This is a genomic window from Lentzea sp. JNUCC 0626, from assembly GCF_043632865.1.
Classification (GTDB): Bacteria; Actinomycetota; Actinomycetes; order Mycobacteriales; family Pseudonocardiaceae; genus Lentzea.
This window is the reverse complement of record NZ_CP171636.1, coordinates 50445-74049: the sequence shown is the minus strand read 5'-3', so window position 1 is coordinate 74049 and position 23605 is coordinate 50445. Positions and strand designations below refer to the sequence as shown.

Genomic DNA, 23605 nt, shown 5'->3' with positions numbered 1-23605 from the left:
GGCGGTCCGCGCCCCAAAGCCCTGTTCAGAGCCCACACCACAGGAGGAGGTACGCCATGATCCACACCGATTCCCGGCCCGGCCTGGACGTCGAGCTCGCCCACCGGGTGGATGTGCTGGCCCGCCTGGTGTGGGGTGCTCCCCGCTTCGTCGACGCGCTGCGCTGGTGGGCCGGGTTCGATCTGCGCCGCGAGCCGCGCTCGCCCGATGAGCGCCGCCTGGTCGACGAGCACGAGGCGCTGCTGCTGGACGTGCCGCCCGGCACGCAGGTCACCGCCCGCGACGGCTACCTCGTGGCCGCGCTGGGCACCGAGGCCTTCCGCGTGGCCGCGGTGAGCGCGCTGGTCTACGAGCCGGCCGCCGGACTGGACTTGGCCCGCCGCGAACAGCTCGACGCCGGGCAGATCCCGCTCGGCCGGGTCCTGGCCGACGCGCAGCGCTCCACCCACTACGTGACCCGCCTGGCCGGACCGCCGCGCGAGGACGAACCCGCGCTGCGTGCGCGGGCGACGCTGCTGTGCGGCGGACGTCCCGCCGCCTTGGTGCACGAGACGGTCCTGTGGCGGCTGTTGACCCACCGAGCGCCCGGCAGGTTGCCGCACTACGCGCAGGCCAGGCCCGGTTGGGAGCCGATGTGGTGACCCTTCGGCCTTCCCACGGCAAGACGTGCCGCGCACCGCGCCTCGAGCGCGGAGCGGCCTCGAATCCGACCACGACAAGGACCTCACCGTGATCACCGCCCGACTCCTGAGCACCGCCGTCGCCACTGCGGCGATCGGCCTGTCCGTCATCGCCTGCAGCTCCCCGGCCACCGAGACCGCCTCGGGCAAGGCCGCGCCCGCCGGTTCCACCAGCGCGGCGTCCACCACGGCCTCGGGACCAGCCCAAGCGGATCCCTCCACCGGCGCCAAGCCCACGACGTCCAACGGAAGCGGAGCGTTCGACCCGTGCGAGGTGGGCTGGAGCGCGTTCCCGGCCGCGGTGCGCCCTGCCGACAGCAACGCGAAGCCGGTCAGGGTGACGGCCAAGGGCAGCGAGCCCTACGACGCGGCGTGTCAGTACGACAACAGCGGACCGGACGCGCGAGACCCCCAGGGCAAGCACTTCCTGGTCACGATCTTCCGGGCCGCGCCAGGACGGATGAGCGCCGATCCGGCCGCCGAGGCCAACCGGGACGCCAAACCGGGAGCGACGACCTTCGGCGGGCGGACCGGAATCTTGCGCGAGGGCAAGAACCGGACCAGCGGCGAACCGAACTGCGGCGCGCTCGTCTCGCTGCCGGGCGGCGGCGTCGGCGGGGTCCTGGCCACCAACGGCGAGTTCCCCGACGTCGACCCTTGCGCGGTCGCCCGCGGTCTCGCCGAAACGATCGCGGCGAAGCCGTGACCAGCACGCGAGCCCGGTCGACGACCAGCCCGGCCGGTGCGCGCACAGCCGCAGCCGCCGCGGCGTCGACGACATCAGCCGCGGCCTGACGCCACCACAGCCGAGAAGACAGGGGGAACCATGCACACCAGAAGGAGAAGCTCACCAAGCCGCTGGATCGCGGCCGCCGGACTGCTGCTGACGCTCGCCGGTTGTGCCACCACCGTGGCGGGCACACCGGTGGCCGAACAAGGCCCGAACGCCGCCACCTCCGGGTCGGCCGCGGCCTCGACGTCGACGTCGGGGGCGGCGCCGAAAACGGGAACGAAGTCCTCCCCCGGCCAGGACGCCGGGGCGGCCGCCCACGCGGTGATGCGCAAGGTCGACCCGTGCGCGCTGCACTCGCCGGAGGCCGCGGCGAAGGTGACCGGGATGCAGCCGGACGAGATCATGCCCGGCACCAGCCTCAACGCCTGCGACGTGGAACTGACGCCGGGCCCGCTGCAACTGGCGACGTGGACGCTGACCGCCACGGTCGGGGTCGACCTGGACGAGGGCCGCCGCCAGGAGGCCACCCAGGAGCAGATCGCCGACATCGCGTTCTTCAAGCTGCCCGCGCCCGGCGGTGCCGCCGCCGCCGACGACCGCTCGTGCAGCTACGTGATGGGCTTCGGCACCGACACCGGCATCGAACTGCGGGTACGCCGTTCCAGCACCGAGGCGCAACCCAAGACGCCATGCCAGGTGGCCACCGCGTACCTCGCCGAGGTCGGCAAGTACTGGAAGGAACCGGCCACCCGCTCCGACAAGGTCACCAGCCCCACCCTGCGGATCGCCGACCTCGACCCGTGCGCCGGGCTGGACGCGCTCGCCGACGCCCTGGGCGGCCCGATCCGCACGAGGACCTCCGACCCGTTCTCGTGCACGGTCTCGCCCGCCACACCCGGCGCCAAGCCCGGTCTGAGCGGGCTGGTCACCACCGAGGTCGGCATCGACACCGACCCGCGGGCCCTGATCGGCAACCCGGCGGCCAAGGACTACAAGGCCATGACCGTCGCAGGAAAGCCGGGCGTCGCCAGCGAAATGCGCGGAGCCAAGGGCAACACCTGCTCGCTGACCGTGATCGCCGACGAGGACGTCGCGCTGCAAGCCGACCAGAGCAAGCCCGACGCGCAGAAGTCCTACCAGGTCGTCGAGACCCGCGCGGAGACCTGCGAACTCGCGTCGAAGGCCGCCGAGGTCCTGCTGGCCTCACTGCGCTGAACCGCACCATCAGGGGGAAACACCATGATCACCATCCGAAAGGGAACGACGGCTGGCCTGCTTCTCGTCACGGCTGCGTTGCTGGGCACGGGGGCCTGCACCGGTCCCGACACCGACGCCGCAGGACCGGCCGGGACCGGTGCCACCGGCACCGCTCAGGCCGATCCCGGCATCGAGAAGCGGCGCGCCGGCCGCGCCGAGGGCTCGCTCGTCCTCGGGGACCTGAACAAGCCGAAAACCGCGCAGGAGCTGGGAGCCCCGTTCGATCCGTGCTCGACGATCACCTGGAACGACTTCCCCGCCGAAGTCCGCCCCGACGACGGCAAGCCCCACACCCCGCAGCTGCGCCAGCCGGGCAAGGACGACCCGTTCGACATCCGCTGCGCGTTCGACAACAGCGGCAAGGTCGCGATCAACCCTGACGGGAGCAGCACCGGCACGCCGGGCGGCTACTTCATCGTCAGCGTCGTCTGGGCCGGCGGCGACAAGCTCAACGCCGACCCTGCCAAGCGCCAAGGCGCCGAGGCAAAGACCTGGAACGGCAAGGCGGGCCTGATCCAGCGATTCCCCGACGATCCCAAGTCCGGAAAGAGCTGCATCGCCATGGCCAAGCTCGGCAACGGCGTCGGCGGCGCGTCCGTTACCAACGGACGTTTCGGCACCGACCCGTGTGTGATCGCCGACGCGCTCGTGAACGCCATCACCGCGAGGGCGAAGTGACCTCCACCCGCCCCGCGATCCGCCACCGGCGCGCGCAGCCCACCCGGCTGCGCGCGGTGCCGGCGTCGGCCGCGGACTCCATGCCGCGCACACCGGGCAGCACCTGGGCGCTGGCGCTGGCCACCCTCGCGGTGGGCACCAGCGGCCACGCGGTGACCGGGCTGCTGCCACGGATGAGTGCGGACCTGCACACCAGCCTGGCCTCCGTCGGTCAGCTGGTGACCGTGTTCGCCCTCACCTGCGCGCTGGCCGGCCCGGTGCTCGCGGTCGCCACCGGGCGGTGGGAGCGGCGCACCCTGCTGGTCGCCGCCCTGCTGGTCGCGGCCGCGGGCAACGCCGCAGCCGCGCTCGCGCCGGGATTCGCGGTGCTGGCGGCGGCGCGCGTGGTCACCGCCCTTGGCGCGGCCACCGCCACCGCCGTGGCCGTGGGCCTGGCCGCGGAGACCACTGCACCGCACCGGCGTGCGCGGGCGATGGCTGTCGTGCTGACCGGGATCGCCACCGCCCTGCTGATCGGGGTGCCCAGCGCCAACGCCGCGGCCTCGCTGATCGGCTACCACGCGGTGCTGGCGCTGGTGGCCGCGCTGTGCGCGGTCGCCGCCGCCACCGTCGCCACGGTCGTGCCCGCTGTGGCCGCTCCCCCGGTGTTGTCGCTGCGCGAACGCCTCGCCGCCGCCGGGCAGCGCCGCGTCCTGGCCGTACTCGGCGGCGGGCTGCTGGCGTGGACGTCGTCGTTCACCGTCTACCCCTACCTGTCGGCCGTGGCGGCGCACCACGCCCACGGCCAGGGCGCTCCGCTGACGGTGCTGCTGGCCGGGTACGGCGTGGGCGCGGTGACCGGCAACGTGCTCGGCGGGCGCGCCGCCGACCGGTTCGGCCCGCGCGCCCCGATGGTCGCCGGCAACGCGGGCGTCGCCGCGGTGCTGCTGCTGCTCGCTCCGGTTGTGAACAGCCCGATCGCCGGAGTGGTCGCGACGGTGCTGTGGGGCGTGGCCAGCTGGGTGATCAACCCCGCGCTCAACGCGTGGCTGGTCGAACTCTCCCCGCACCGCTCGGGGCTGCTGCTTGCGTTGGCGGGATCGGCCATCTACCTGGGCATGGGCCTGGGTGGTCTGGTCGGCGGTGCGGTCATGATCTGGACAGGGGTCGCCGCGCTGACGCCGATCGCGGCGGCGATCGCGGCCGTGGCGTGCGCGCTGCTGGCGGTGACCGGCCCGGCCGCGCCCGGCCTGCGCGAGGACGCGCTGCCCTCCCATCGTTCGCCGGTGCCCGAGGGTGCCTCGTTGCAGTGGCCACTGCGATGACCGCGCGGACAATCACGCTCACCGCCGTGGCTCTGGCCGCGGCGGCAGTCGCCGTGTCGGGGTGCTCCGCGCGCCCCGGTACCGACGCACAGCAGCCCAGCGGACCGACCTGGTCGACGCAGGCCACCAGCCCGTCGCCGACATCGGGCTCGCGCCTGGTTCTGCCGCCCGTCTCACCGATCACGCCGTCGCCCGGCCGGGTGGGCACGCCGTCGACGGTGCCGCCCGCGCCGCCCGCACCGGACACCTCGACCGCGACGTTCGCCGACCCGGTCGTGGTCGCTCGCGCCTGGATGACGCAGTGGTGCGCCATGGACTACCGCGAGCCGATCAACCACAACGTCGAGCGGGCCTCGGTGTTCGCCACGCCGGCGGGCAAGGCCGCGGACCTCGCCGCCGGAGATAGCCCGGCGACCTACCGCAGCGTGGTCGAGCAGAAGCTGACCAACCGCTGCGACAAGGTCACCGCCGAGGTCAGCCCGGAGGCGCCACACGGCCCGAACCAGGTCTACGTGGTGCTCACCGCCGACCGCACCCAGCTCGCCGCCGACACGCCGTTCCAGGTGTTGCCCGTCATCACCACCCGCTCGGTGATCCGGCAGGCCGACGGGCGGTGGCTGGTCGATGTGCACGTGGAAGCGGGCTGAGCGCGATGAAGAAATGGCTGCTCATCCCCTTGATCCCGGTGGTGCTGATCGTCGCGGCGCTGCTGGTGTTCGTGCAGCCCGACGACGCCGAGGCGCAGATCATCAAGCCGCCGACGTGCACCGCGCCGGGGGCCACGCCCAACCAGCCGGGCACCGGCAGCTACGGCGGGATCTCGCTCTCGCCGGTGCAGATGGACTCGGTGCAGAAGATCCTCAGTGTCGCGAAGGGGATGTCGATCACGCGCCGCGGCGCCGTGGTCGCGCTGCAGGCGGCGATGCAGGAGTCCACGCTCAACCCGCAGGCGACCAACGGCAACGCGGTCGGTCTGTTCCAACAGATCGCCCCCGGTCCGTTCAACGCCTACGTCGGGTACGACCGCACCGACCCGGAGCCCGCGAGCAAGGGCTTCTTCACCGTGTTGACCAAGCGGGCGCCCAACTACGAGACCGACCCGCGGACGAACGCCGAGCTGGCCGAGGAGGTCGAGCGCTCAGGCCTGCCGGGCCACTACACGAAGTGGCAGCCGTTCGCCGAGGCGGCGGTCGCGGCGCTGTTCGACGGGTCGGGGCCGCCGCTGGACTGCTCGGACAAGTCGGTCAAGGGCCGGATCCAGGTGCAGGTGCGCGGCAACGAGGTGACCTTGCCTGCGGAGGCCGGGGTGTCCGGCGTGATCCAGACGGCCACACCGCAGGTCGCCACGGCCGTCGCCGCGGGTCTGTCGTGGCTGGGCACCACCTACGCCTGGGGCGGCGGCGATGCCAACGGCCCGACGAAAGGCGTGAGAGACGGTGGCGTCGCCGATCAGCACGGCGACTACAACAAAATCGGTTTCGATTGCTCGGGGCTGACGTTGTACAGCTACGCGCAAGCGGGGGTGAAAATCACGCGGCCGTCGAACTCGCAATTGACGAACGCGAAGATGACTGTCCCATTCAGCCAGGCCCGACCTGGGGATTTGCTGTTCTGGGGAACCCATCACGTCGCCATGTACCTGGGGCAGATCAACGGCCAGCACATGATGTTGGAGGCCCCGCAAAGCGGCGACGTGGTCAAAGTGTCGAAAGTGCGAACTGGTGGGGATTTCCGCAATGTCGGAGCTCGACCAATTCCAGGGGGGTGAATGAAAGATGTCGAAACCTGGAGATGGATCCGGGTACGGAGTCGAGGAACCGGTGGACCTGACGCGCACGGGAGTTCCGGGCGCGGCGGTGCCGGTCGGGCCGCCGCCGGTGCCGGTGCGCCAAGGCGAGGCTGACGGGCTGGGCGGGCTGATGACGCAGCCGCCGTCGGTGACCGCCGATCCCGCGCAGTGGGGGTGGCGCGGGCGCGTGCGGCGCTGGACGTTCGGCCTGTTCAAGCCGAAGCCTGGCCGTGACGAGGCGCGATACCGGCAGGCCGAGGTCGCGGTGCGGCAGCACCTGGGCGGCACACGGCTGGTCATGGTGGCCAATCCCAAGGGCGGCTCGATGGTCAGCACGACCACGCTGCTGCTGGCGCACACGTTCGCTGCGTTGCGCGGAGGCAGCGTCGCGGCCTGGGACAACAACGAGTCGCGCGGGACGCTGGCCGACCGAGCGGAGGTCAGCGAGCCGCAGACCTCGGTGTGGCACCTGCTCGGCGCGTTCGAGCGGCTGGCCAGCCCGGTGGGCACCGCCGGGGACATGAGCCACTACCTGCGCTCGCAACCGTCGCGGGCCGAGGTGCTGGCCAGCGACAACGACCCCGCACGGGCCGAGCAGATCGGCTCGGGCGAGTGCGGCCGCATCGCGGTGCTGATGGCCCGCTACTTCCGGGTGACGTTCATGGACACCGGCAACAACGTCCGCAGCCCCAACTGGCAGTGGGCCGCGGCCGCCGCGCACCAGCTGGTCGTGCCGATCACCCTCGAGCCCGACGTCGCGGCCGCCGCGGGTTGGATGCTCGACGTCCTGGGACGACGCCGGCCCGACCTGGTGGCCAGCGCGGTGGTCGTGATCGGCCCGAGCTCGGCGCCGCCGAGCGCCGAGGTCCGGCAGCGGATGGTGGCCTACTTCGCCTCCCGCTGCGCGGTGGTCGTCGAGGTGCCCTTCGACCCGCAACTGGCGGGCGGACGGCCCGTGGTCTACACGCGCCTCAGCGAGACCTCGCGACGCGCCTGGGTCACCGCCGCGGCCGCGGTCGCCGACCGGCTGGCCGCCGTGCGCAGCACCCGGCCCGACCAGATGCAACCACCACCGCAGGCCGCTCCCCCGCCGACGCAGCACCAGCACCAGCAGCAGCCGGTGCCCGGTCAGCCGGGCGGCACCGGGGAGTTCCAGGCGTCGGTGACGAACCTGCCGCTACGAAAGGCCCAAGGAGAATGATCGACTACCTCAGCGCGGCGACGGACTTCCTCGCCCAGCAAGCACCGGGCAGCAGGAACCCCTTCGACGGCGTGGTGCCGGACTTCAACGTCTTCGGGCTCCAGTTCACGCAGGCGTGGCAGAAGCTGCTGGCCGGGATCTGGGGCATCGCCTTCGTGATCGCCGCCTTCGGCGCGATCCGAGCGGTGCTGGAGCTCCAGCACGCCAAGAAGGGCGGCTACCAGACCAGCGTCCACGAGCACACCGAGAGTGCCAAGAGGTCGGGGTTCGCGCTGGCCGGCCTGGCCGCCCTAGGGATCATCTTCGGTGCAGTAGTGGCCCTCTTCTGACGAACCGGAGAAACAGATGGCGAACTTCGCACCTCCCGCACAGCCCACGCAGCGCAGCCGCGGCTGGATCCTGTGGCTGATCGCCCTGGTCGTCGTGGCGGTCGGCGTCTTCGCGCTGGGCCGCTGGGTGTTCCCGGCGACCAGCGGGCAGCAGTCCACCGGTGGCTCGTCGACGAGCACACCGTCCCAGGGCGGGCTCGGTGCCCCGCACGGCCCGGCGAAGGTCGACAAGGGCGTTCCCTCGGGGTACACGCGCGACAAGGCGGGGGCCGCGACCGCCGCGGCCAACGCCATCCAGGTGCAGGTCGCTGTCGCGCACGGCCAGGCCGACCCGGAGACGGTGAAGTCCACCTGGATCGCCAGCAACGCCGACCAGCAGACGCGGGAAGCACTGTCGGAAGGCAAGAACACCAGCGGGGACGACCAGACCAACAAGCTGCCCGCCACCACTCGTGTGACGGCGTTCAGCGACTCGGCGGCCACCGTCGAGGTCTGGGTCGTCTCCACCGGGTCCACCACGGGCATCGGCGGGGGCACGCTCACCGCCGCGAAGTGGTCGACCGTGACCTACCAGCTCGCGTGGGAGCGCGAGGACTGGAAGGTCACCTCGTTCAAGTCGGTCTCCGGACCGCAGCCCGGTCAGAACGGCAATGGCTCGAATCTGCCTCCGCTGACGAACGGGCTCTACACGTTCTTCATCGAGTAAAGGCACGCGCATGGGGGGAGTATGTTCCAACGGCTAATCGTCCTGTTCATGACGATCGCGGCGCTGATGGCTTTTTCAGCGCCCGCCGCGCTGGCACAGCCACCGGCAACGATCGGACAGGTTCCACCTGGATTCCCATCCGAACTCAAACAGTATGTGGGCGGAACCAAGGAATTCCTGGACGCACCGTGGTTTCACGGAGCGTGCAAGGATCGTGGTGGTGATGTCGGGGCGTACATCAACGCGGTGATGTTCCAGGAACCTCGACTGTTGTACTGGAGTACTCCCCCCGAGGCGCGCAAGGCGTTTTGGATCACCGATCCGCTCAACATCCCGCCGAACATCGACGTCAATAAGGAGCCGCCGAACCTTCCCAAGACGTTCCCTGCCGTAGTCGAGGGCAGGGAGGCGTACACGCTGCGCGCCGGGAGCAGGTACTGCGCCGACAACCTCAAGCAGTGGACCAATCCAGCGACCAACGCATGGGGCTTCACCTGGGCGGCCGCACCGGATGCCGAGTCGCTGGAGGCGATGAAGAAGCACGCCAGCAGCTACCTCGACGATACGATCGACAAGTTCACCAACGCCTGCGGCGAGGGCAACGCGCCCTATTGCCAGAAGGCGTTCTTCCTGGACTGCTCGCGCACCGCGATGAACCCGGAGAAGAAACAGGACTGCATCGACTGGAACTTCAGCGTCGCGCAGCTGTTCACCGGGATCACAAAATTCATCGACGACAACACCAGTTGGCTGGAGAAGATCGGTCAATTCTTCGGCATGGTCGGTGAGGCTATCTGGACCGGCGGCAAGGTCATCGTCGAGGCGTTCATCGGCATCGTCAAATTCGCCATCAACGTCGTGAAATTCATCGCCAATCCAGGCGACGCGATCGACGACATGGCCAACAGCCTGCACGGATCCGCCGTGGACTTCACCACGAAAGTCCTGCAAGGACTAGCGGGGATAGGCAACTTCGATCCATCTTCGCCCTGGTTCTTAACAACCTACGCCGCCAGTACCGGGCTGGGGCTGGTCGTGATGGCGTTCATGGCGATCCTGATGATCGCCCGGACGGCCTCAGGCGGCGGTGGCCGGGAGGACCTGCAGGAGGCGTTGGTCAAGCACCTGCCGATGGGCGTGTTCTTGATGGTGTTCGCCCCGGCGATCGGCGCGGTGCTCGGCGAGGCGGTCAACGGCCTGACCAACGGCATCGCCGCCTGGGACGCTGGGTTCCTCACCAACGCGGTCGCCAAGCTCGCGCTGCTGGGCTCGGTGACCTCGGCGCTGATCCCCGGCGGGGCGTTCATCGGACTGCTGTTGTTCCTGTTCATGGTGGTCGGCGCCTTCGCCGTGTTCGTGGGTCTGGCCATGCAGAGCATCGCGCTGCCGCTGTCGGCGGTCGTCGCGGGCCTGGCATGGGGCATGTGGGTGCACCCGAAGTGGCGGCGCAAGGCGCTGAAGGTGCCGTTGACCTACCTGGGAGTGCTGTTCTCCAAACCGCTGCTGTTCTTCCTGCTCGGCGTCGTCTTCGCGCTCATCGACGGCAACTTGAGCGAACCGGCGATGAAGCAGGGCGGCATCGCGCTGCTGACGCAGATCGTCCTGGTCATCGTCGCGCTGATCGTGGCCGGTTTCGCGCCGTTCTCGCTGCTCAAGTACGCGCCGCTGTTGCCGACTGCGGCCGATTCGCACGACTCGCAGCCCTCACCGGGCTTCGGCACCTCCGCCGTGGTGGGTGCCGCGATGGGTGGTGGTGGACGCGGTGCCGGCGGAGGCGGGGGCGGAAGCCAGCCCGCCGCCTCCACCGGCGGCGAGGGCGGCGGCCAGCACTCCATCCAACAGACCTACTCCCAGCAGCAGAACAAGCCCAACGAGCAACCGCAGCCCAGAACGAGTTCGCCGGTCACCGCCGGGACGGGCGGAAGCGGCGGCGGAGCAGGACAGCAGCAGGTCGGCAAGGCCGCGGCGACCAGCGGAGCGGGCACCGGTGCCGCGACCACGACGGCTGCGGGCACGGCGGGGGCGGCAGGCACAGCAGGCACAACTGCGGCGACCGTGGGCACCGGCGTGGCCACGGGAGGCATGAGCGTGGTCGCCCAGGCCGGGGCGCAGGTCGGGGCCGCCGCGATCAACAAGACCCGGCAGGCCGCGCACAACCGGCACCTGCCCGACCTCGACGACGACGCGACCAGGGAGGAGTGATCGAGATGAGGATCGCTGTTCTCGGTGGCGAGATCGGCCGGCGCGGGCTGTTCGGTTCGCTGAGCAAGCCCGCCTACGTCGCGCTCGGTGTGGCCGTCATGCTCGCGTTCCTGCTGTGGATCGCCGTCGGCGGCATGTCCGGGGCGATCAGCGGGTTCGCGGTGCTCGGCGGCACCTATCTCGTGGTCAACCCGTGGTCGCGACGCAGGTCCATCGCGGAGAGCTGGGTGTGGGCGGTGCGCTGGCGGCGACGTCGGCGCCGCGGGCACACCGTGTTCATCAGCCCGGCGCAGGCCCATCAGAGCGACCCCGACGACCTCGCCGGCCCGTTGTGGGAACTGCCGACTCCGCTGGGCCGGGTCGAGCCGCTGGACCTGTCCGGCACCGGATGGGAGCAGCTGTTCATCCTGCGCCACCACAACCCGGGTGAGCAGCAGTACCTCAGCGTGCTGATGGAGGTCCAAGGCCAAGCCTCCGGGCTGCGCACCGACCGCGCGTACGAGTCGGTGTCCATCCGCTACGGCGTGCTGCTCGCACAGCTGGCCAAGGCGGGCAGCTTCATCCGCGGACTGCAGCAGATCAACCGGATCGTGCCGCACGACCCGGTGATGCACCGCGGGTTCATCGCCGAACGGGTCTCGCAACGACCGGGGCTGGACGCGCTGATCGCCTCCTACGAGGAGCTCGTCGACCTCACCGCGCACGCCGCCGAGCAGCACCGCAACTACCTGGTCGCGCGGATCCCGCTGACGCCGGAGTTCTACGAGGAGAGCCAGTCCTATGGCGAGGGCGTCGCCGGCTGGGCGGGCCTGGTGCGCGAAGAACTCGCGCGGATGGCCGACCTTGCCGCGCGGGCCGAGCTGACCCGGCCGCAGGTGCTGGGCGAGCAGCGAACCTGCGCGGTGCTGCGGTCGCTGCAAGACCCGCGGTGGCCGATCGACCAGCACGAGGGCGTGCGGTGGAGCAACTGCTGGCAGTCCTACACGACCGAGCGGGACCGCTTGGTCGTCAACGACACCTGGCACACGCGCACCGCGATCCTGCCGCGCGAGGGGATCGCTCCGGCACCGTTGGGGCCGCGCTGGCTCGCGCCGCTGCTGACGAAGGTCAACCCCTCGGTGATCAGGACGCTGTCGGTCCGGATGGAGTTCGTGCCGGACAAGGTCGCGCGCGCCAAGGCCGTCGCCGACGTCGCGCAGGACGGCGCGTCGCTGGTCGGTGACGCGGAGAAGGGCCGGGTCGACGACGGCACCGACGAGGTCATGCTCTCGGCGTCGCGGCGGCGGCTGCGGGACCTCGCGCCCGGTTCCGGGCATCAGGGCGTGGACTGGTCGATGGCGATCTCGGTCACCGCCGCCGATCCGGCCGAACTGCGGCGGGCCTGTATGCGCGTGGCGAACGAGGCCGCACAGAGCGCGCTGACCGATTTGGACTGGCAGGACACCTGGCACGACGCCGCGGTGTTGGCGACCTATCCGCTCGCGCGCGGAATGGCGGTGGCGTGATGCGCAAGCCGATGCCCTTCCACCACCGCCGGCTGGCTTCGATCAGCCGGTTCACCGGTGAGGACGCGCGAGAGCTGCACGCGCTGGTCGAGGCGGCCGAGGGCCGTCGGTGCCGCGACGCCGACCCCGAGGCGTTCTTCCCGCCTGACGGCATGCGGTTCTCGCGGGAAGCCCTGGCGGTCGAGCGCGACCGCGTCGAAGGCCTCTGCCGGGGCTGTCCGGTCAGGCAGGAGTGCCTGGCCAGCGCGTTGCTGCGCGGCGAGACATACGGCAGTTGGGGCGGGGTCGCCCAACCGGACTTTCAGGTGCTGGCGCGGTTGTGGCGCGAGCAGAAGCAGGATGCGGTGCTCGTCGAGGACCCGGTTGAACAGGAGGTCGCGTGATGTCGTTGCGACCGAGCCACCGCGCCCCCGCCCGGCGCCCCGCAGCGCCGACAGTGGGCTGGCGGCCGCCGGAACCGGCTGCCCCGCCGCGCGAGCCGACATTCCTGCCGCCGCCGCGTCGGCGCCGGTGGCTGGACAAGACCGGCTGGTACGAGCCGCGCATCGACCCGATGCACACCACGACCCGGCAGGCCGAGGCGCTCAACCTCGCGCTCAGCTCCCCGCCCACGTCCTACCGCGGGCTCATCGTCGGCACCGACCTGCTCAGCGGTCAGCTGGTCACGCACGACCCGTTCATCGCCTACGAGGACAAGAAGATCTCCTCGGTGAACGCGGCCGTGATCGGCGACGTCGGCAAGGGCAAGAGTTCGCTGCTCAAGACGTGGGCGTGCACCCGGCAGTTGCTGTTGCAGGACAGGCGCGTGGTCGTGCTGGACAAAAAGCTCCAGTCCGGTCTCGGCGAGTACACCGCCCTGGCCAGGTTCCTGGGAGCGCCGTCGATCCGGTTCACCACCGACGGCACCGGGTCCAGGCTCAACCTCTTGGACCCGGTCATCGCGCTGGGCGGGGACCAGGTCGACGACGCCGGCGCGGACCTCAGCGCCCTCGGGCGGCCGACCGGCCAGATGATGCTGCTGCGCGCGGTGCTCGCCGAGGCTCTAGGGCGGCCGGTCACCGAGCGGGAAGGCAAGGCGCTGCGGATGGCGCTGATGTCGGCCACCCGCGGTGCCCGCGAACGCGACCGGGTGCCGGTGATCGGCGACGTCGTGCACCACCTGCTGCATCCGGCGGACGAGGACGCCGAGGCTCTGAACAGGACTTCTGGCGAGTTGCAGGAGTGGGGTCTCGATCCGGCGTTCGCGCTCGAGCGGTTCCTCGAAGAGGACCTGGCGGGCCTGGTCGACGGCGAGACCTCGCCTGAGGTGCACCTGGACCACCCGAGCGGGTTCACGCACTTCGACATCTCGGGGTTGCCGGTCGACGGCCCGGCGCTGCGCGTGGTGATGGTGTTGATCAACACCTGGCAGTTCAACATGCTGGCCCGCAGGTCCGAGCGGGCCCAGCAGACGGTGAACGTGGTCGAGGAGGGCTGGCACGTCGCGGAGGGCTCGGTCGGCGAGATCTTCAAGCGCAACACCAAGCTCAGCCGTGGGTTAGGGCTCGCCACGGTGGCCGGGTTCCACCACGTGTCCGACCTGCCGATCGACAGCCCGGCGCGGTCGTTGTTGCAGGAGGCGGAGACCGTCTTCATCTACGGCCAGGGAAGCCAGGACGACGCCGAGGCGTGCGTCGAGCTCTACAACCTCCCGGCCGGGACCGAGGAAACGATCATGGCGCTGGAACAGGGCACGTGCCTGCTCAAGGTCGGCAGCCGGGACCCGATCCTGCTGCGGCACGAACGCTCGCCCAGCGAGATCGCGCTGACCGACACCGACAGCGCGCTCACCGGGGTCCGGGGGTGAGCAGCCGTGACCGCCCCTGAACAGCAGGATCAGTCCCAGCCGCACTCCCCGACCCGACCGATGGTCGGCATCTTCTACCCGATGCTGGCCGCCTTGGCGATCAGCATCCTGGTCGCCGGCCTGCTCGGCGCGGCGCTGTCGGGGGCGCTGGCGGGCAGCGGCTGGGCGTGGCCGGAGTTCCGCGCGCTGCCCTCGATCGTGAGCAGGTGGATCTCCTCCCCCGGTGACCCGGCCGCCGCGTGGCCGGGTGATCCGCGGCCGGGCCCTGCCGCGTTGACTTACGTGCTGGTCGTGGTCGTCGCTCTGGCGGAAACGGCGCTGTGGGCGTGGGTTTCCGCGTGGCGGCGGCGGGTGCGACTGCGCAAGGCCGAGAAGCGCTCCGGGCTGGCTCAGGCGCACGTCCTGGACGCGCGGCTGGGGCAGAAGGCGGTGGCCAAGGGCGCAGTCCGGCTACGGCCGTCGCTGGCTGAGGAACGGCACGTCGACCCCGACGAAGCCGGGGCGCGGTTCGCCTTGCAGCGCGGCACCGGCTCCCCGCTGTTCGCCACGCACGAGGATTCCAAGCTCGTCCTCGCCCCGGTCCGCATGGGCAAGACCGGCCGCCAGGCCGTCGCCGACGTCGTTCGCGCGCCGGGCGCGGTGATGGCCACCAGTACCCGGTTCGACCTGCTGGAACTGACCATGATGGAACGCGGCCGCCGGGGCCGGATCATGGTGTTCGACCCCGAAGGCCGCACACCGTGGACGCGGCGACTGCGGTGGTCGCCCATCGTCGGCTGCGAGGACTACGACGTCGCGCTGCGCCGGGCCATCGCGATCTGCTCGGCCCGGCCGCTCGGGGACACCAAGGGCTCCGGCTATTTCGGCGGCCAGGCCGAGGGCGTCATGGCGGCGCTGCTGCACGCGGCCGCGCTGGCGGACGTGGGCGTCGACGAGCTGCGGCTGTGGACCAACACCCAGTCCCGCAAACCGGCGGAGATCCTCGATACCGACACCCGCGCCGCGTTCGGTGTCGCTGCCGAACTGCGCAAGATCCTCGACAGCGCGGCGTCCAACAACGACTCCTCCGGCGCCGGGGCGATCTACTCGACGCTGGCGCTGCTGCTGCGGCCGCTGGCCTCGCCGGCCACCCGCGCAGCGTGCAGCCCTGGACCCGACGACGAGCAGTTGGACATCGACGCGTTCATCCGCGGCGGCTGCGACACGCTCTACCTGGTCAGCCGCGGCCGCAAGAACAGCGCGGCGCCGATCGTGAACGCGCTGGCCAAGGAGATCCTGCACAGGGCCGATGTGCTCTCCCAGCATCCGACCGCCGAGCAGCTGGCGGCGCCCGCGGCCGGGGACCTGCGCCTGGACCCGCCCCTGCGCGCGGTTCTGGACGAGGCCGCGAATGTCACCCCGCTCGACGACTTGGCCAGCCTCATGGCCGATTCCGGCGGACGCGGGATCCAGCTCTATGTCTACGTGCAGTCGCTCTCGCAGCTGCGGCAGCGCTGGGGCCCGGAACAGGCGACCGAGATCTGGGACAACGCTTCGATCAAGCTGATCCTCGGTGGCCTGTCCAACTCCCGCGACCTCGAGGAGATGTCGCGGCTGCTGCCCGAGCGAGCCATCGACCAGGCGAGCATCTCCAGCGGCCCGGACCGCAGCCAGGTGACCGTCTCCCAGCGCATGCAGCGCGCTCTGACCGGCAACCGGATCCGTGAGCTGTCCGACGGCGAGGCGCTGCTGTTCTACCGCAACCTGCCCGGCGCCGTGGTGGACCTTCCGGGTTGGTGGGAGACCCCTGACCTGCAGGAGCGGGTGCAACGCTCCCGCACCGAGACCCGGCAGCTGGTCGCGGCGAGTGGAGGACGGATGCCCGTCGAGCCCGTCGACACCGAGCCCGACGACGTCGACCCGGCCTCAGGAGGTGCCGGTCATGGATGAGCAGGAGACCGGACCGGCCGAGGAGGAACAGCACGCCGGGTCGGACGTTCCGGAAGAGGTACCTCAGGAGGAGGTGCCAATTCTCGACGAGGAGATGCTGCCGGAAGTCGTCACTGAGCTGGCCGTCACCAGCGAGCAGCACACCTGGCGGCTGGACGAGCTCGGCGGTCAAGTCGACGAGCTGGATGGCCGGGTCACCGGGCAGGCAGGCGAGCTGGCGGCGCTGGACGAGGCGTTCAAGCTCCTGGAGGAGAGCCTGACCGAGAAGGTCGACATGGCTCGCCCGAATCGGTGGGCCTGGGAGTTCCTCACCCGCGACGAGGCGAAGCAGCTGTGGCAGGAGACGCGCTGGTTCGTCGACTACCTCATCCGCCGCTACCCGCTGGCCAGCGAGGTCAGCATCCCGCCGTGCTGGTACCGGCACACCGTGGCCGTCGACGAGCTCTCCGACCTCTACGCCGCCTGGCGGGAGGCGTACTGCTCGGGCAACCGCCCGTCGACGGCGATGACCGCGTGGCGCGACCGGTGGCTGTGGCCGATGCTGCACCGCTTGGCCAGCTACGCCGACTGGCGCGAGTGCAAGGAACGTCGCACGCACGTCGAGCCGACCGCCAGGCAGACCGGCACCGACGAGGAGTTCGACGCCTTCGTCGAAGCCGAGCTGGCGCTGCGTCCGCCGAAGCGGTCCAAGGACCTGCCGTGGCCCACGAGCAAGCCTGAACCGCGGCCGTCACCGCCCGTCGACGAGCGGCCGAATGGCACCGCGGCGTGATCGTCCGACCGGGGACAGGAGTACGGCAAACGGGGGAAGCCAACGCCCTGACCTTCATAAACCCGTTCAGTAACGTTACGTTGTGAACGTTACTGACGTAGCGAGGAGTCGGTCGTCCCGGCTCTCGCGCCGACGGGATGGGGTAGGTCGTGAGCGGCAATGCGGCAGGTCAAGAGCCCAACGACCCGGCAGGGCCGTCCTTGCTCGTGCTTGATGATGCCCGCTCCGACGCCGAACTGATGGACGCGGTCCGCAAAGGACGGCTAGCGGCGTACGGAGCGCTCTTCCAGCGGCATCTGGCAGCGGCCAACAACCTGGCACGCCAACTGTCCCGGCACCAGGCCGACGCCGAGGAGCTGGTGTCCGAGGCGTTCGCCAAGGTGCTCGACGCGCTGCGCGACGGCCGAGGCCCGGACAAGGCGTTCCGCGCCTACCTGCTCACCGCCTTGCGGCACACCGCCTACGACCGGACCCGCAGGTCCAAGAAGATCGACCTCGTCGAGGACGTCGCCGACGTCGCCCCGGCTGCCCTCAGCGTGCCCTTCACCGACACGGCCATCGCCGGACTCGACCGCTCGCTTGCGGCGAAGGCCTTCGCCATGCTGCCCGAGCGCTGGCAGGCCGTCCTGTGGCACACCGAGATCGAAGGTCTCTCCCCCGCCGAGGTCGCGCCCCTGCTCGGCCTGAAGGCGAACGCGGTCTCCGCGCTCTCCTACCGCGCCCGCATCGGGCTGCGCACCGCCTACCTCCAAGCGCAGCTGGCCGCGCACGTCTCCCAAGGCTGCCACGCCACCGCCGAGAAGCTTGCCGCCTACCTGCGCGGCGGTCTGAGCAACCGCGACAGGACGAAGGTCGAGAGCCATCTCGACACCTGCGGCCGATGCACGCGGCACCTCTCCCAACTCGGTGAGCTCAACGTCGGCATACCGGCGTAGCAGCATGTCCGCGTCCCTGCCTCAGCGCAGACACGGCACACACCTACCGCCGCAGGCGTACCGGCGTACCCAACCGTCGTCGACTCCAGCACCGCAGGGCGGGTCGAGTTGGTTCACCGCGGCCACGCCCGCGGACCAGCCGCAGACGCCGGAGAGCGAGTGGCCCACCAAGGACATCGACGCCGCCACTGCGACGGCAGACACCCAGGTCCTGCCCGTGGTGCCCGCCGAGGAGGCCACGCAAGTCATGGCCGCGGTCCCCGGCCGGCCGGAGGAGACCCGGACCCCGACGCCCCGTGACGAGCAGACGGTGAAGTCGTCGGTGTTGAGCGATCCGCAGGACATCGCGTTCCGGGACCGTCTCCTGAGCAACCTTCACCGGATCAGGGGTTTCGGTGAGCGGTGACGATCCGCGCAGCCGATCAGGAACGGCCGGGTACCAGGCCGGAGGTGGCCTTGAGCGTCTCGATCACGTTCACGGTCAGCTGCTCGCTGGTGCGGATCGACGCCAGCAGTGCCCGCGCCTGCTCACCGTCGTCGTTCCACATCGCCGCCACGAACCTGCCCGCCCACCGAGGCCCGGCGGGCACATCGTCCGCGGTGAGTTCCTCTCCGGCTTCGGACGTCCAGCCCGGGAACGCCGGTTTCCCCACGTGGTCGGCGGCGACCAGGTGGTGGACGCGGCGGCACCAGCCCTTCATCGCGCCGATGACCGCCGGCGTGCCATGCTCGGCCGCGAACCGCTCGAGCAACGACATCACGCCATCGCCGCCGCGCCAGCGATCCGCGACGGCCGCGTCGAACAAGGCATCAGCCTGCGACGCCCACGCCGGTTCCGGGGCTGGGCGATCCCGGACACCCTGTCCGGTACGCACCATCTCCGAGGTCAAGCGCAGGGTGTGCAGGATCGCCGCGCTGTAGTCCTCGTTCGTGAACTGCGAGCGCAGCGCATCGACCAGGCCCTGCTGCTCGGCGACGTCCTTGCCGAACCAGGCCGCAACGAACCGTGCGGCCCACAACTGGCCTGCTGGCACAGCATCGAGCGGAACCGGATCACCGTTCGCGTCGTGCGGCTCAAAGGACGGCTTGGCGGCACCGTCCCTCGGCTCGTAGCCAGTGTGGTGCCGGGCGTCTTCGGCCCACTCGCACATCGTGCGGAGCAGGTTCGTGTCCCCGTGCTCCTGCCAAAAAGCCAAGATCCGGCCGTTTATCTCGCGCATCGCGCCCTGGGCCGACCAGTCGGTCTCCACGGCGAGGTCCATGAGCGCTTGGGCGTCCTTGGCCCAGGCCGGAGGGTTCATCGAACCACCTTCGTGACAGCGTGCGACCGTTTGCGGCGCACCGTGACCACTATCGCAGCCCCATGATCAGCCCCCTCACCCGGCAAGGAGACCTGCTTTGAGCGGCATTTACTTCCACACCCCGACCCGACCGGACCCGGTGGTGCTCAACGGTGCCGAACGCGCCCACATCGACGGCCTGGTGCGCGACACGTTCCGCACGACGCTCCGCCAGCCCCACATGGCGTCGCTGCGCCAGGTCCTGCGCCTCAACGGCGCCGCCCCGGTCGAGGGGTTGGACCTCGACAAGCTCCGCATCCTCAACCTCGTGTTCGACCACGAGGAAGAACTGGAAGCCCACGACGCGGCGGGCGCGCAGACGCTGAGCATGACCGGCCTGATGGCCAACACCACGATCGCGGCCCTGCCCGCCAGCCAGGCGTTGATCTGGCTGCACTACGGCTGCGAGGAGCACGGATGGGTGGACGGCCCGGACCGCGCGTGGCTGGCCGACAGGTACCAGGACGCGCTGGGCGCCGGACTCGCACGTCCCGGCCTGGGGTGGGACGCGGTGATCGACCTGCTTCGCGAGCGCGACGACAAACCGGTTGTTACGAGCTTCTACAACGACTTCCCGGACCGGCAGCGAGTGGTGAAGGCCGGGATCTGGCCCGAAGCGGCCGCGGTGCCCGCCGACGCCGAGACGGACCTGGATGCGGAACTCGCGGTCGAGCACGCGTGGGACGAACTGGGTGATGCCCGTCGATGGGAGCTGGGGATGCGCGTGCTGCGTGCGGCACCGGCTGACGCCGGCGAACTGCGATGGGCACCCGAGGTGTTCGCGGAACAAGGCATCGCCCATGAACGGCACGCTGAGGAGCTTGTCCGCTCCGGCGCTCGACTCCGTTTGGTCCCAGCAGCACAGCGGGTGTGATCCGGCGTCGCCTACCTCTCGATGCGCAAGGTTCCCGTTGCCCACCTTCGATGGGCAACGGGAAACACCTGTCGCACAAGGGAAGTAGACGCTGAACTGGATCACATGAAGACCACTGTGAACTGCGTGTTCTGCGCAATCGTCGCCGGCGAGCTTCCGGCCACGCTCGTGCGGGAGTGGGCTGACGCCCTCGCGATCCTGCCGCGCACGGGCGTCGGCGAGCGCGGTGACCACGTCCTCGTCCTCCCCCGCGTCCACGTCGCCACGGCGATCGAGGACCCGGTAGTCACCGGCATGGTGTCGACGCGCGGCGCCCAGCTGGCGGCCGAACTGGGCTGGACCGACGCGAACTTGATCTACAACGTCGGCAGGATCGGCGGTCAGACCGTCAAGCACATCCACGAGCACGTGCTTCGCAGGCGGCTGGGAGACCGGCTGCTCATGCCGTGGCCGCAGCCGCTGCAGGAGGCCGCGTGATCACCGTCGTGTGGGCGCGCGAGCCCCTCCCCGCCGGACCATCCGTGTTCCTCGCGGGACCGTCAGCGAACGCCGGTTCCGGGGTCGAGTCGTGGCGGCCGGCGGCGGTCAACGAGCTCCGCGCGCAGTCAACAAGCCCGCTGACCGTGCTGACCCCAGAGTCGCGAGGCGGTGTGCGCGCGGACCGCTACGAGGACCAGGTCGACTGGGAACACGAGGCACTGGAGTCCGCGACCGTCATCCTGTTCTGGATTCCTCGGTGCCTGAAGCACCTGCCCGGCTTCACCACGAACATCGAGTGGGGCAAGTACTGCAGGTCGGGGCGCGTGGTGCTCGGTTGTCCGCCAGAGGCACCGGACGCCCGCCGCAACCGCTACCTGCTCCACGACGCCGGCCGGTACGGCGTGCCCGTCGCCACGACGTTGAAGGCGACGGTCGACGCTGCGCTGAGCCTGCTTGCTGACGTCGTCATCACCCCCGGTCACGCACGTCACTAGGGTGAAGACGCACTCGACTCGTCACGGAGAGGTACGACCGACATGGCGCTGAACATCTCCGCGCTCCACAGCCTCTCGATCGGTGAACTGGACGAGATCCTCGAGCTGAACGTACGGCCCGGCACGCAACGCGAAGGCATCCTCGACGACGTCCGCGAAAAGGTGATCTGGACACATCAACGCGGAGGATGGAACGACCCGAGCCTGCGTGAAACCAGCATCGCCAACACCGCCGGTTACCTCGTCCCGCCGAAGTCTTATCACCGGATGAGCGAGTTCGTGCTGATCACGGCCGCATGGGAGCACGCTTCCCTCCGCGAAGCGACCTCGGTGACCTGGGACGAGCTGGCCGCCGTCACCGGCCAGGCACTACAGCGCGCTTACGCGCACGCGGTGCGGAATCTGGTGACGTGGGCCGAGAAACCCACCAGAACCTGAAAGCGTCCGTGCCCCCGGCCGTACGCCGTTCGGCGCGAGCGCTGCTGGTCGACGAGCAGCAGCGCTTGGTGCTGATCGAACGGACGACGCCGCGTCAGCCGGTGTACTGGACCACCCTCGGCGGGGTCATGGAGGACGGCGAGTCGGCGGTCGCGGCAGTGAGACGCGAGCTCTTGCGGTGATGGGGACTTTGCCTGGTTCCCCCAACAGAGCAGAAGAGGTACCCGAACACCGTATTGAGGTAGTAACCGTTACTTAGTAACGTTTACTGGTCCTGCGCGGAAGCTCGCCGTGACCCAAGTGCTGCGGACCTCCGCGTCCTGCTCCGGCATCAGGAAAGAGGTCTCGTGACCGACCTTGGTATGCCCACTTTGCCCACCTCCTTGCCCCAGGCCCGTGCACAGTCCCGCTCGGTGGTCTTCACCGACGGACACCACTTCCGGCTGACCGGCGAGACGTCGGCCGCCGAACTGGCCGACCAGCTCACCGCGCCGCTCTCGGTCATCCTGCAGGTGACCAAGCGCTGCGACTTCGACTGCAACTTCTGCTCGGAGATCCTGCAACTGCCCGACCCCACACTCGGCCAGCTCGACACGATGCGCACCAACCTCGCCGGAGTACAGCGGGTGTTCCTCTCCGGTGGGGAACCGTTGATGCGCAGGGACTTCGGCGACATCGTCGACATGTACTCCGAGGACTTCATCCTGGGCATCCCGACCAACGCCACCAGAGCGTTGCAACACGCCAAGCGGATGGTGGGCAAGGTCGCCTACGTCAACGTCGGCTTGGAGGGCCCGCGAGCGATCACCCAGCGGGTCCGCGGCGACTACGACAAGGTCATGGCCGGCATCCGCGTGTTCCAGGAACACGGCCTGCCGTTGTCGTTGTCCTGCGTGGTACTGCGCTCGGACCTGCATGGCCTGCCGTTCACTTACCAGATCGCCGACACCATCGACGCGGGCAAGTTGAAGCTCATCATGCCGCTGCGCAAGGGCAACTCCCTCAACCTCGACGAGCACGAGTTCATCAGCAACACCGAGGCCGAGGCGAAGTTCCACGAGCTGGTCGGCCTCGCCGCGACCTACGCCTGGCGGCCGGCCTTGCGCCTGACCGCCTGGACCCCGGAGACCGAGGGTCACATGATCTGCGTGGAGCCGACCGGCAAGGCCAACGCCTGGCCCGTCTACGACGCTCCCGACCTGTTCGAGCCCCTGGGCAACGTGCTGGAGGAGCCGATCACCGAGATCTGGGGCCGCTACCGGTTCAAGCGCAACCACGTCGCCAAGTACCTGGGCGCGAGCATCCACACCACCCCGCGCAGCGGCAGCCATGCGTAGCACCACCAACCTCGCCTGGCCGATCACGCCGTTCGGTGCCGGGCAGCGCCCGTTCGGCAAGAACCGACCGATGACCGCCGCCATCGCGGTCGGGTGGGCCGACTTCGTGCAGCGGCCGATCTGGGCGTGTGCGGTGTATCTGACCACCGACAGCACCCGCACCCTGTCCCTGGACGGACGGCAGCTCAACTTCGGGTTCGAGGTGTTGACCAGGCAGGACCCGGAGCCGCCGACCGTCATCGTGCAGCGGCTGGACAACATCCTGGTGGCCTGCCGCAGGCAGGCCAAGGTCCTCGCCGGGCACAAGCTCGACGCGGATCTCGCCCGGCTCGCCGCGTTCGCCACCGAACGCCGACTGCCGGGCGTCGACACCGTTCGGCAACTGTGGACCGATCGCGCAAGCAAGGGCCGCGGCCTGGCCAGGATGTTCGACACCGCACACGATCTCGGCCGACCGGATACGACCGATCTGGCTGAAGCCTGCGACCACGCCGCGCTCAAGGTCGCCACGGTCGCCGATCCCGACGGCTCCACCACCTCGACCACCGTCCGCCAGGCGCTCACCCGCACCCTGGCCATCGCCCTCATCGCGGCCCGCGCCGCCGGCAAGTACGACTGGACGGCGCCGGTCGACCTCGACGAACTCGTCACCGACGCTGCCTGGGACCAGTTGGATCAGCTGGACAACGATCCGTCCGACGCGGGCGCCCCCTGACAGCTCTGGTGGTGGCCCGGCAGCAAGATGAACCGGGCCACCACCACAACCCCGGAGAAGC

The 23605-nt window shown here is 70.2% G+C and carries 26 protein-coding genes; 25 read left to right on the top strand and 1 reads right to left on the bottom strand.

Annotated elements, in window-relative coordinates:
- The first annotated feature begins 56 nt into the window (after positions 1-56).
- The 18 genes from JNUCC0626_RS49925 (at position 57) to JNUCC0626_RS49840 (ending at position 18272) form a co-directional block, all read left to right on the top strand.
- Positions 57-641, top strand: coding sequence for a hypothetical protein (locus tag JNUCC0626_RS49925; protein ID WP_394622469.1), 585 nt, complete (start codon positions 57-59; stop codon positions 639-641).
- Positions 642-729: 88 nt separating this feature from the next.
- Positions 730-1386, top strand: a complete 657-nt coding sequence (locus JNUCC0626_RS49920) for a DUF3558 family protein (protein WP_394622468.1) — start codon at positions 730-732, stop codon at positions 1384-1386.
- A 120-nt stretch (positions 1387-1506) separates the two neighbouring features.
- Complete coding sequence (locus JNUCC0626_RS49915) at positions 1507-2628, top strand: DUF3558 family protein (protein ID WP_394622467.1); 1122 nt, start codon at positions 1507-1509, stop codon at positions 2626-2628.
- A 24-nt stretch (positions 2629-2652) separates the two neighbouring features.
- A complete protein-coding gene (locus tag JNUCC0626_RS49910) occupies positions 2653-3348 on the top strand; it encodes a hypothetical protein (protein ID WP_394622466.1) in 696 nt (231 codons plus the stop codon).
- The gene (locus JNUCC0626_RS49905; protein ID WP_394622465.1) at positions 3345-4652 is read left to right on the top strand and encodes an MFS transporter; all 1308 of its coding nucleotides are present in this window, start codon (positions 3345-3347) and stop codon (positions 4650-4652) included. The genes JNUCC0626_RS49910 and JNUCC0626_RS49905 overlap by 4 nt, the downstream gene beginning before the upstream one ends.
- Positions 4637-5299, top strand: coding sequence for a hypothetical protein (locus JNUCC0626_RS49900; protein WP_394622464.1), 663 nt, complete (start codon positions 4637-4639; stop codon positions 5297-5299). The genes JNUCC0626_RS49905 and JNUCC0626_RS49900 overlap by 16 nt, the downstream gene beginning before the upstream one ends.
- A 5-nt stretch (positions 5300-5304) precedes the next feature.
- The gene (locus JNUCC0626_RS49895) at positions 5305-6420 is read left to right on the top strand and encodes an NlpC/P60 family protein (RefSeq protein WP_394622463.1); all 1116 of its coding nucleotides are present in this window, start codon (positions 5305-5307) and stop codon (positions 6418-6420) included.
- A 7-nt stretch (positions 6421-6427) separates the two neighbouring features.
- Positions 6428-7642 carry a MinD/ParA family ATP-binding protein gene (locus JNUCC0626_RS49890; protein ID WP_394622462.1) on the top strand — a complete coding sequence of 405 codons (1215 nt, stop codon included), beginning with the start codon at positions 6428-6430 and terminating at the stop codon, positions 7640-7642.
- Positions 7639-7971 carry a hypothetical protein gene (locus JNUCC0626_RS49885; RefSeq protein ID WP_394622461.1) on the top strand — a complete coding sequence of 111 codons (333 nt, stop codon included), beginning with the start codon at positions 7639-7641 and terminating at the stop codon, positions 7969-7971. Before JNUCC0626_RS49890 ends, JNUCC0626_RS49885 begins: the two co-directional genes overlap by 4 nt.
- A 16-nt stretch (positions 7972-7987) precedes the next feature.
- Positions 7988-8677: a hypothetical protein gene (locus JNUCC0626_RS49880; RefSeq protein WP_394622460.1), complete on the top strand. Its 690-nt coding sequence runs from the start codon at positions 7988-7990 to the stop codon at positions 8675-8677.
- Between the two features lie 48 nt (positions 8678-8725).
- Positions 8726-10879 (top strand): hypothetical protein, encoded by a 2154-nt coding sequence (locus tag JNUCC0626_RS49875; RefSeq protein WP_394622459.1) that lies wholly within the window; start codon positions 8726-8728, stop codon positions 10877-10879.
- 5 nt (positions 10880-10884) lie between these two features.
- Positions 10885-12384, top strand: coding sequence for an SCO6880 family protein (locus JNUCC0626_RS49870; protein WP_394622458.1), 1500 nt, complete (start codon positions 10885-10887; stop codon positions 12382-12384).
- Entirely contained in the window at positions 12384-12767 is a 384-nt protein-coding gene (locus JNUCC0626_RS49865; protein WP_394622457.1) for a WhiB family transcriptional regulator, read from the top strand. Before JNUCC0626_RS49870 ends, JNUCC0626_RS49865 begins: the two co-directional genes overlap by 1 nt.
- Positions 12767-14230: an ATP/GTP-binding protein gene (locus tag JNUCC0626_RS49860; RefSeq protein ID WP_394622456.1), complete on the top strand. Its 1464-nt coding sequence runs from the start codon at positions 12767-12769 to the stop codon at positions 14228-14230. Before JNUCC0626_RS49865 ends, JNUCC0626_RS49860 begins: the two co-directional genes overlap by 1 nt.
- A gap of 6 nt (positions 14231-14236) precedes the next feature.
- Complete coding sequence (locus JNUCC0626_RS49855; protein WP_394622455.1) at positions 14237-16159, top strand: type IV secretory system conjugative DNA transfer family protein; 1923 nt, start codon at positions 14237-14239, stop codon at positions 16157-16159.
- The gene (locus JNUCC0626_RS49850) at positions 16152-16931 is read left to right on the top strand and encodes a hypothetical protein (RefSeq protein ID WP_394622454.1); all 780 of its coding nucleotides are present in this window, start codon (positions 16152-16154) and stop codon (positions 16929-16931) included. Before JNUCC0626_RS49855 ends, JNUCC0626_RS49850 begins: the two co-directional genes overlap by 8 nt.
- Positions 16932-17080: 149 nt before the next feature.
- Entirely contained in the window at positions 17081-17866 is a 786-nt protein-coding gene (locus JNUCC0626_RS49845; RefSeq protein ID WP_394622453.1) for a sigma-70 family RNA polymerase sigma factor, read from the top strand.
- A 4-nt stretch (positions 17867-17870) separates the two neighbouring features.
- Entirely contained in the window at positions 17871-18272 is a 402-nt protein-coding gene (locus tag JNUCC0626_RS49840; protein WP_394622452.1) for a hypothetical protein, read from the top strand.
- A gap of 16 nt (positions 18273-18288) precedes the next feature.
- Here JNUCC0626_RS49840 and JNUCC0626_RS49835 read toward each other — a convergent pair whose 3' ends face one another.
- Positions 18289-19167, bottom strand: coding sequence for a hypothetical protein (locus JNUCC0626_RS49835; protein ID WP_394622451.1), 879 nt, complete (start codon positions 19165-19167; stop codon positions 18289-18291).
- Between the two features lie 97 nt (positions 19168-19264).
- On the opposite strand from JNUCC0626_RS49835, the gene JNUCC0626_RS49830 reads away from it, so the two are divergent.
- The 7 genes from JNUCC0626_RS49830 to JNUCC0626_RS49800 all read left to right on the top strand — a co-directional run bounded on the left by JNUCC0626_RS49830 (position 19265) and on the right by JNUCC0626_RS49800 (position 23544).
- On the top strand, positions 19265-20080 hold the full coding sequence (locus JNUCC0626_RS49830; RefSeq protein ID WP_394622450.1) for a hypothetical protein: 816 nt from the start codon (positions 19265-19267) through the stop codon (positions 20078-20080).
- A gap of 105 nt (positions 20081-20185) precedes the next feature.
- On the top strand, positions 20186-20557 hold the full coding sequence (locus JNUCC0626_RS49825; protein ID WP_394622449.1) for an HIT domain-containing protein: 372 nt from the start codon (positions 20186-20188) through the stop codon (positions 20555-20557).
- On the top strand, positions 20554-21054 hold the full coding sequence (locus JNUCC0626_RS49820; RefSeq protein ID WP_394622448.1) for a nucleoside 2-deoxyribosyltransferase domain-containing protein: 501 nt from the start codon (positions 20554-20556) through the stop codon (positions 21052-21054). Before JNUCC0626_RS49825 ends, JNUCC0626_RS49820 begins: the two co-directional genes overlap by 4 nt.
- Before the next feature lie 42 nt (positions 21055-21096).
- Entirely contained in the window at positions 21097-21492 is a 396-nt protein-coding gene (locus tag JNUCC0626_RS49815; RefSeq protein WP_394622447.1) for a hypothetical protein, read from the top strand.
- Positions 21465-21674 carry an NUDIX hydrolase gene (locus JNUCC0626_RS49810; protein WP_394622446.1) on the top strand — a complete coding sequence of 70 codons (210 nt, stop codon included), beginning with the start codon at positions 21465-21467 and terminating at the stop codon, positions 21672-21674. Before JNUCC0626_RS49815 ends, JNUCC0626_RS49810 begins: the two co-directional genes overlap by 28 nt.
- Before the next feature lie 165 nt (positions 21675-21839).
- Positions 21840-22829: a radical SAM protein gene (locus tag JNUCC0626_RS49805; RefSeq protein WP_394622445.1), complete on the top strand. Its 990-nt coding sequence runs from the start codon at positions 21840-21842 to the stop codon at positions 22827-22829.
- Positions 22822-23544 (top strand): hypothetical protein, encoded by a 723-nt coding sequence (locus tag JNUCC0626_RS49800; RefSeq protein ID WP_394622444.1) that lies wholly within the window; start codon positions 22822-22824, stop codon positions 23542-23544. The genes JNUCC0626_RS49805 and JNUCC0626_RS49800 overlap by 8 nt, the downstream gene beginning before the upstream one ends.
- Positions 23545-23605: the final 61 nt, after the last annotated feature.

What these genes read in the sequence shown, in the direction of transcription:
- JNUCC0626_RS49840 (WP_394622452.1), top strand. Translation starts at nt 17,871, where the DNA reads ATGTCCGCGTCCCTGCCTCAGCGCAGACACGGCACACACCTACCGCCG.
- JNUCC0626_RS49865 (WP_394622457.1), top strand. Translation starts at nt 12,384, where the DNA reads ATGCGCAAGCCGATGCCCTTCCACCACCGCCGGCTGGCTTCGATCAGC.
- JNUCC0626_RS49825 (WP_394622449.1), top strand. Translation starts at nt 20,186, where the DNA reads ATGAAGACCACTGTGAACTGCGTGTTCTGCGCAATCGTCGCCGGCGAG.
- JNUCC0626_RS49800 (WP_394622444.1), top strand. Translation starts at nt 22,822, where the DNA reads ATGCGTAGCACCACCAACCTCGCCTGGCCGATCACGCCGTTCGGTGCC.
- JNUCC0626_RS49910 (WP_394622466.1), top strand. Translation starts at nt 2,653, where the DNA reads ATGATCACCATCCGAAAGGGAACGACGGCTGGCCTGCTTCTCGTCACG.
- JNUCC0626_RS49895 (WP_394622463.1), top strand. Translation starts at nt 5,305, where the DNA reads ATGAAGAAATGGCTGCTCATCCCCTTGATCCCGGTGGTGCTGATCGTC.
- JNUCC0626_RS49875 (WP_394622459.1), top strand. Translation starts at nt 8,726, where the DNA reads ATGACGATCGCGGCGCTGATGGCTTTTTCAGCGCCCGCCGCGCTGGCA.
- JNUCC0626_RS49870 (WP_394622458.1), top strand. Translation starts at nt 10,885, where the DNA reads ATGAGGATCGCTGTTCTCGGTGGCGAGATCGGCCGGCGCGGGCTGTTC.
- JNUCC0626_RS49880 (WP_394622460.1), top strand. Translation starts at nt 7,988, where the DNA reads ATGGCGAACTTCGCACCTCCCGCACAGCCCACGCAGCGCAGCCGCGGC.
- JNUCC0626_RS49915 (WP_394622467.1), top strand. Translation starts at nt 1,507, where the DNA reads ATGCACACCAGAAGGAGAAGCTCACCAAGCCGCTGGATCGCGGCCGCC.
- JNUCC0626_RS49835 (WP_394622451.1), bottom strand. Translation starts at nt 19,167, where the DNA reads ATGAACCCTCCGGCCTGGGCCAAGGACGCCCAAGCGCTCATGGACCTC.
- JNUCC0626_RS49860 (WP_394622456.1), top strand. Translation starts at nt 12,767, where the DNA reads ATGTCGTTGCGACCGAGCCACCGCGCCCCCGCCCGGCGCCCCGCAGCG.
- JNUCC0626_RS49890 (WP_394622462.1), top strand. Translation starts at nt 6,428, where the DNA reads ATGTCGAAACCTGGAGATGGATCCGGGTACGGAGTCGAGGAACCGGTG.
- JNUCC0626_RS49850 (WP_394622454.1), top strand. Translation starts at nt 16,152, where the DNA reads ATGGATGAGCAGGAGACCGGACCGGCCGAGGAGGAACAGCACGCCGGG.
- JNUCC0626_RS49885 (WP_394622461.1), top strand. Translation starts at nt 7,639, where the DNA reads ATGATCGACTACCTCAGCGCGGCGACGGACTTCCTCGCCCAGCAAGCA.
- JNUCC0626_RS49925 (WP_394622469.1), top strand. Translation starts at nt 57, where the DNA reads ATGATCCACACCGATTCCCGGCCCGGCCTGGACGTCGAGCTCGCCCAC.
- JNUCC0626_RS49815 (WP_394622447.1), top strand. Translation starts at nt 21,097, where the DNA reads ATGGCGCTGAACATCTCCGCGCTCCACAGCCTCTCGATCGGTGAACTG.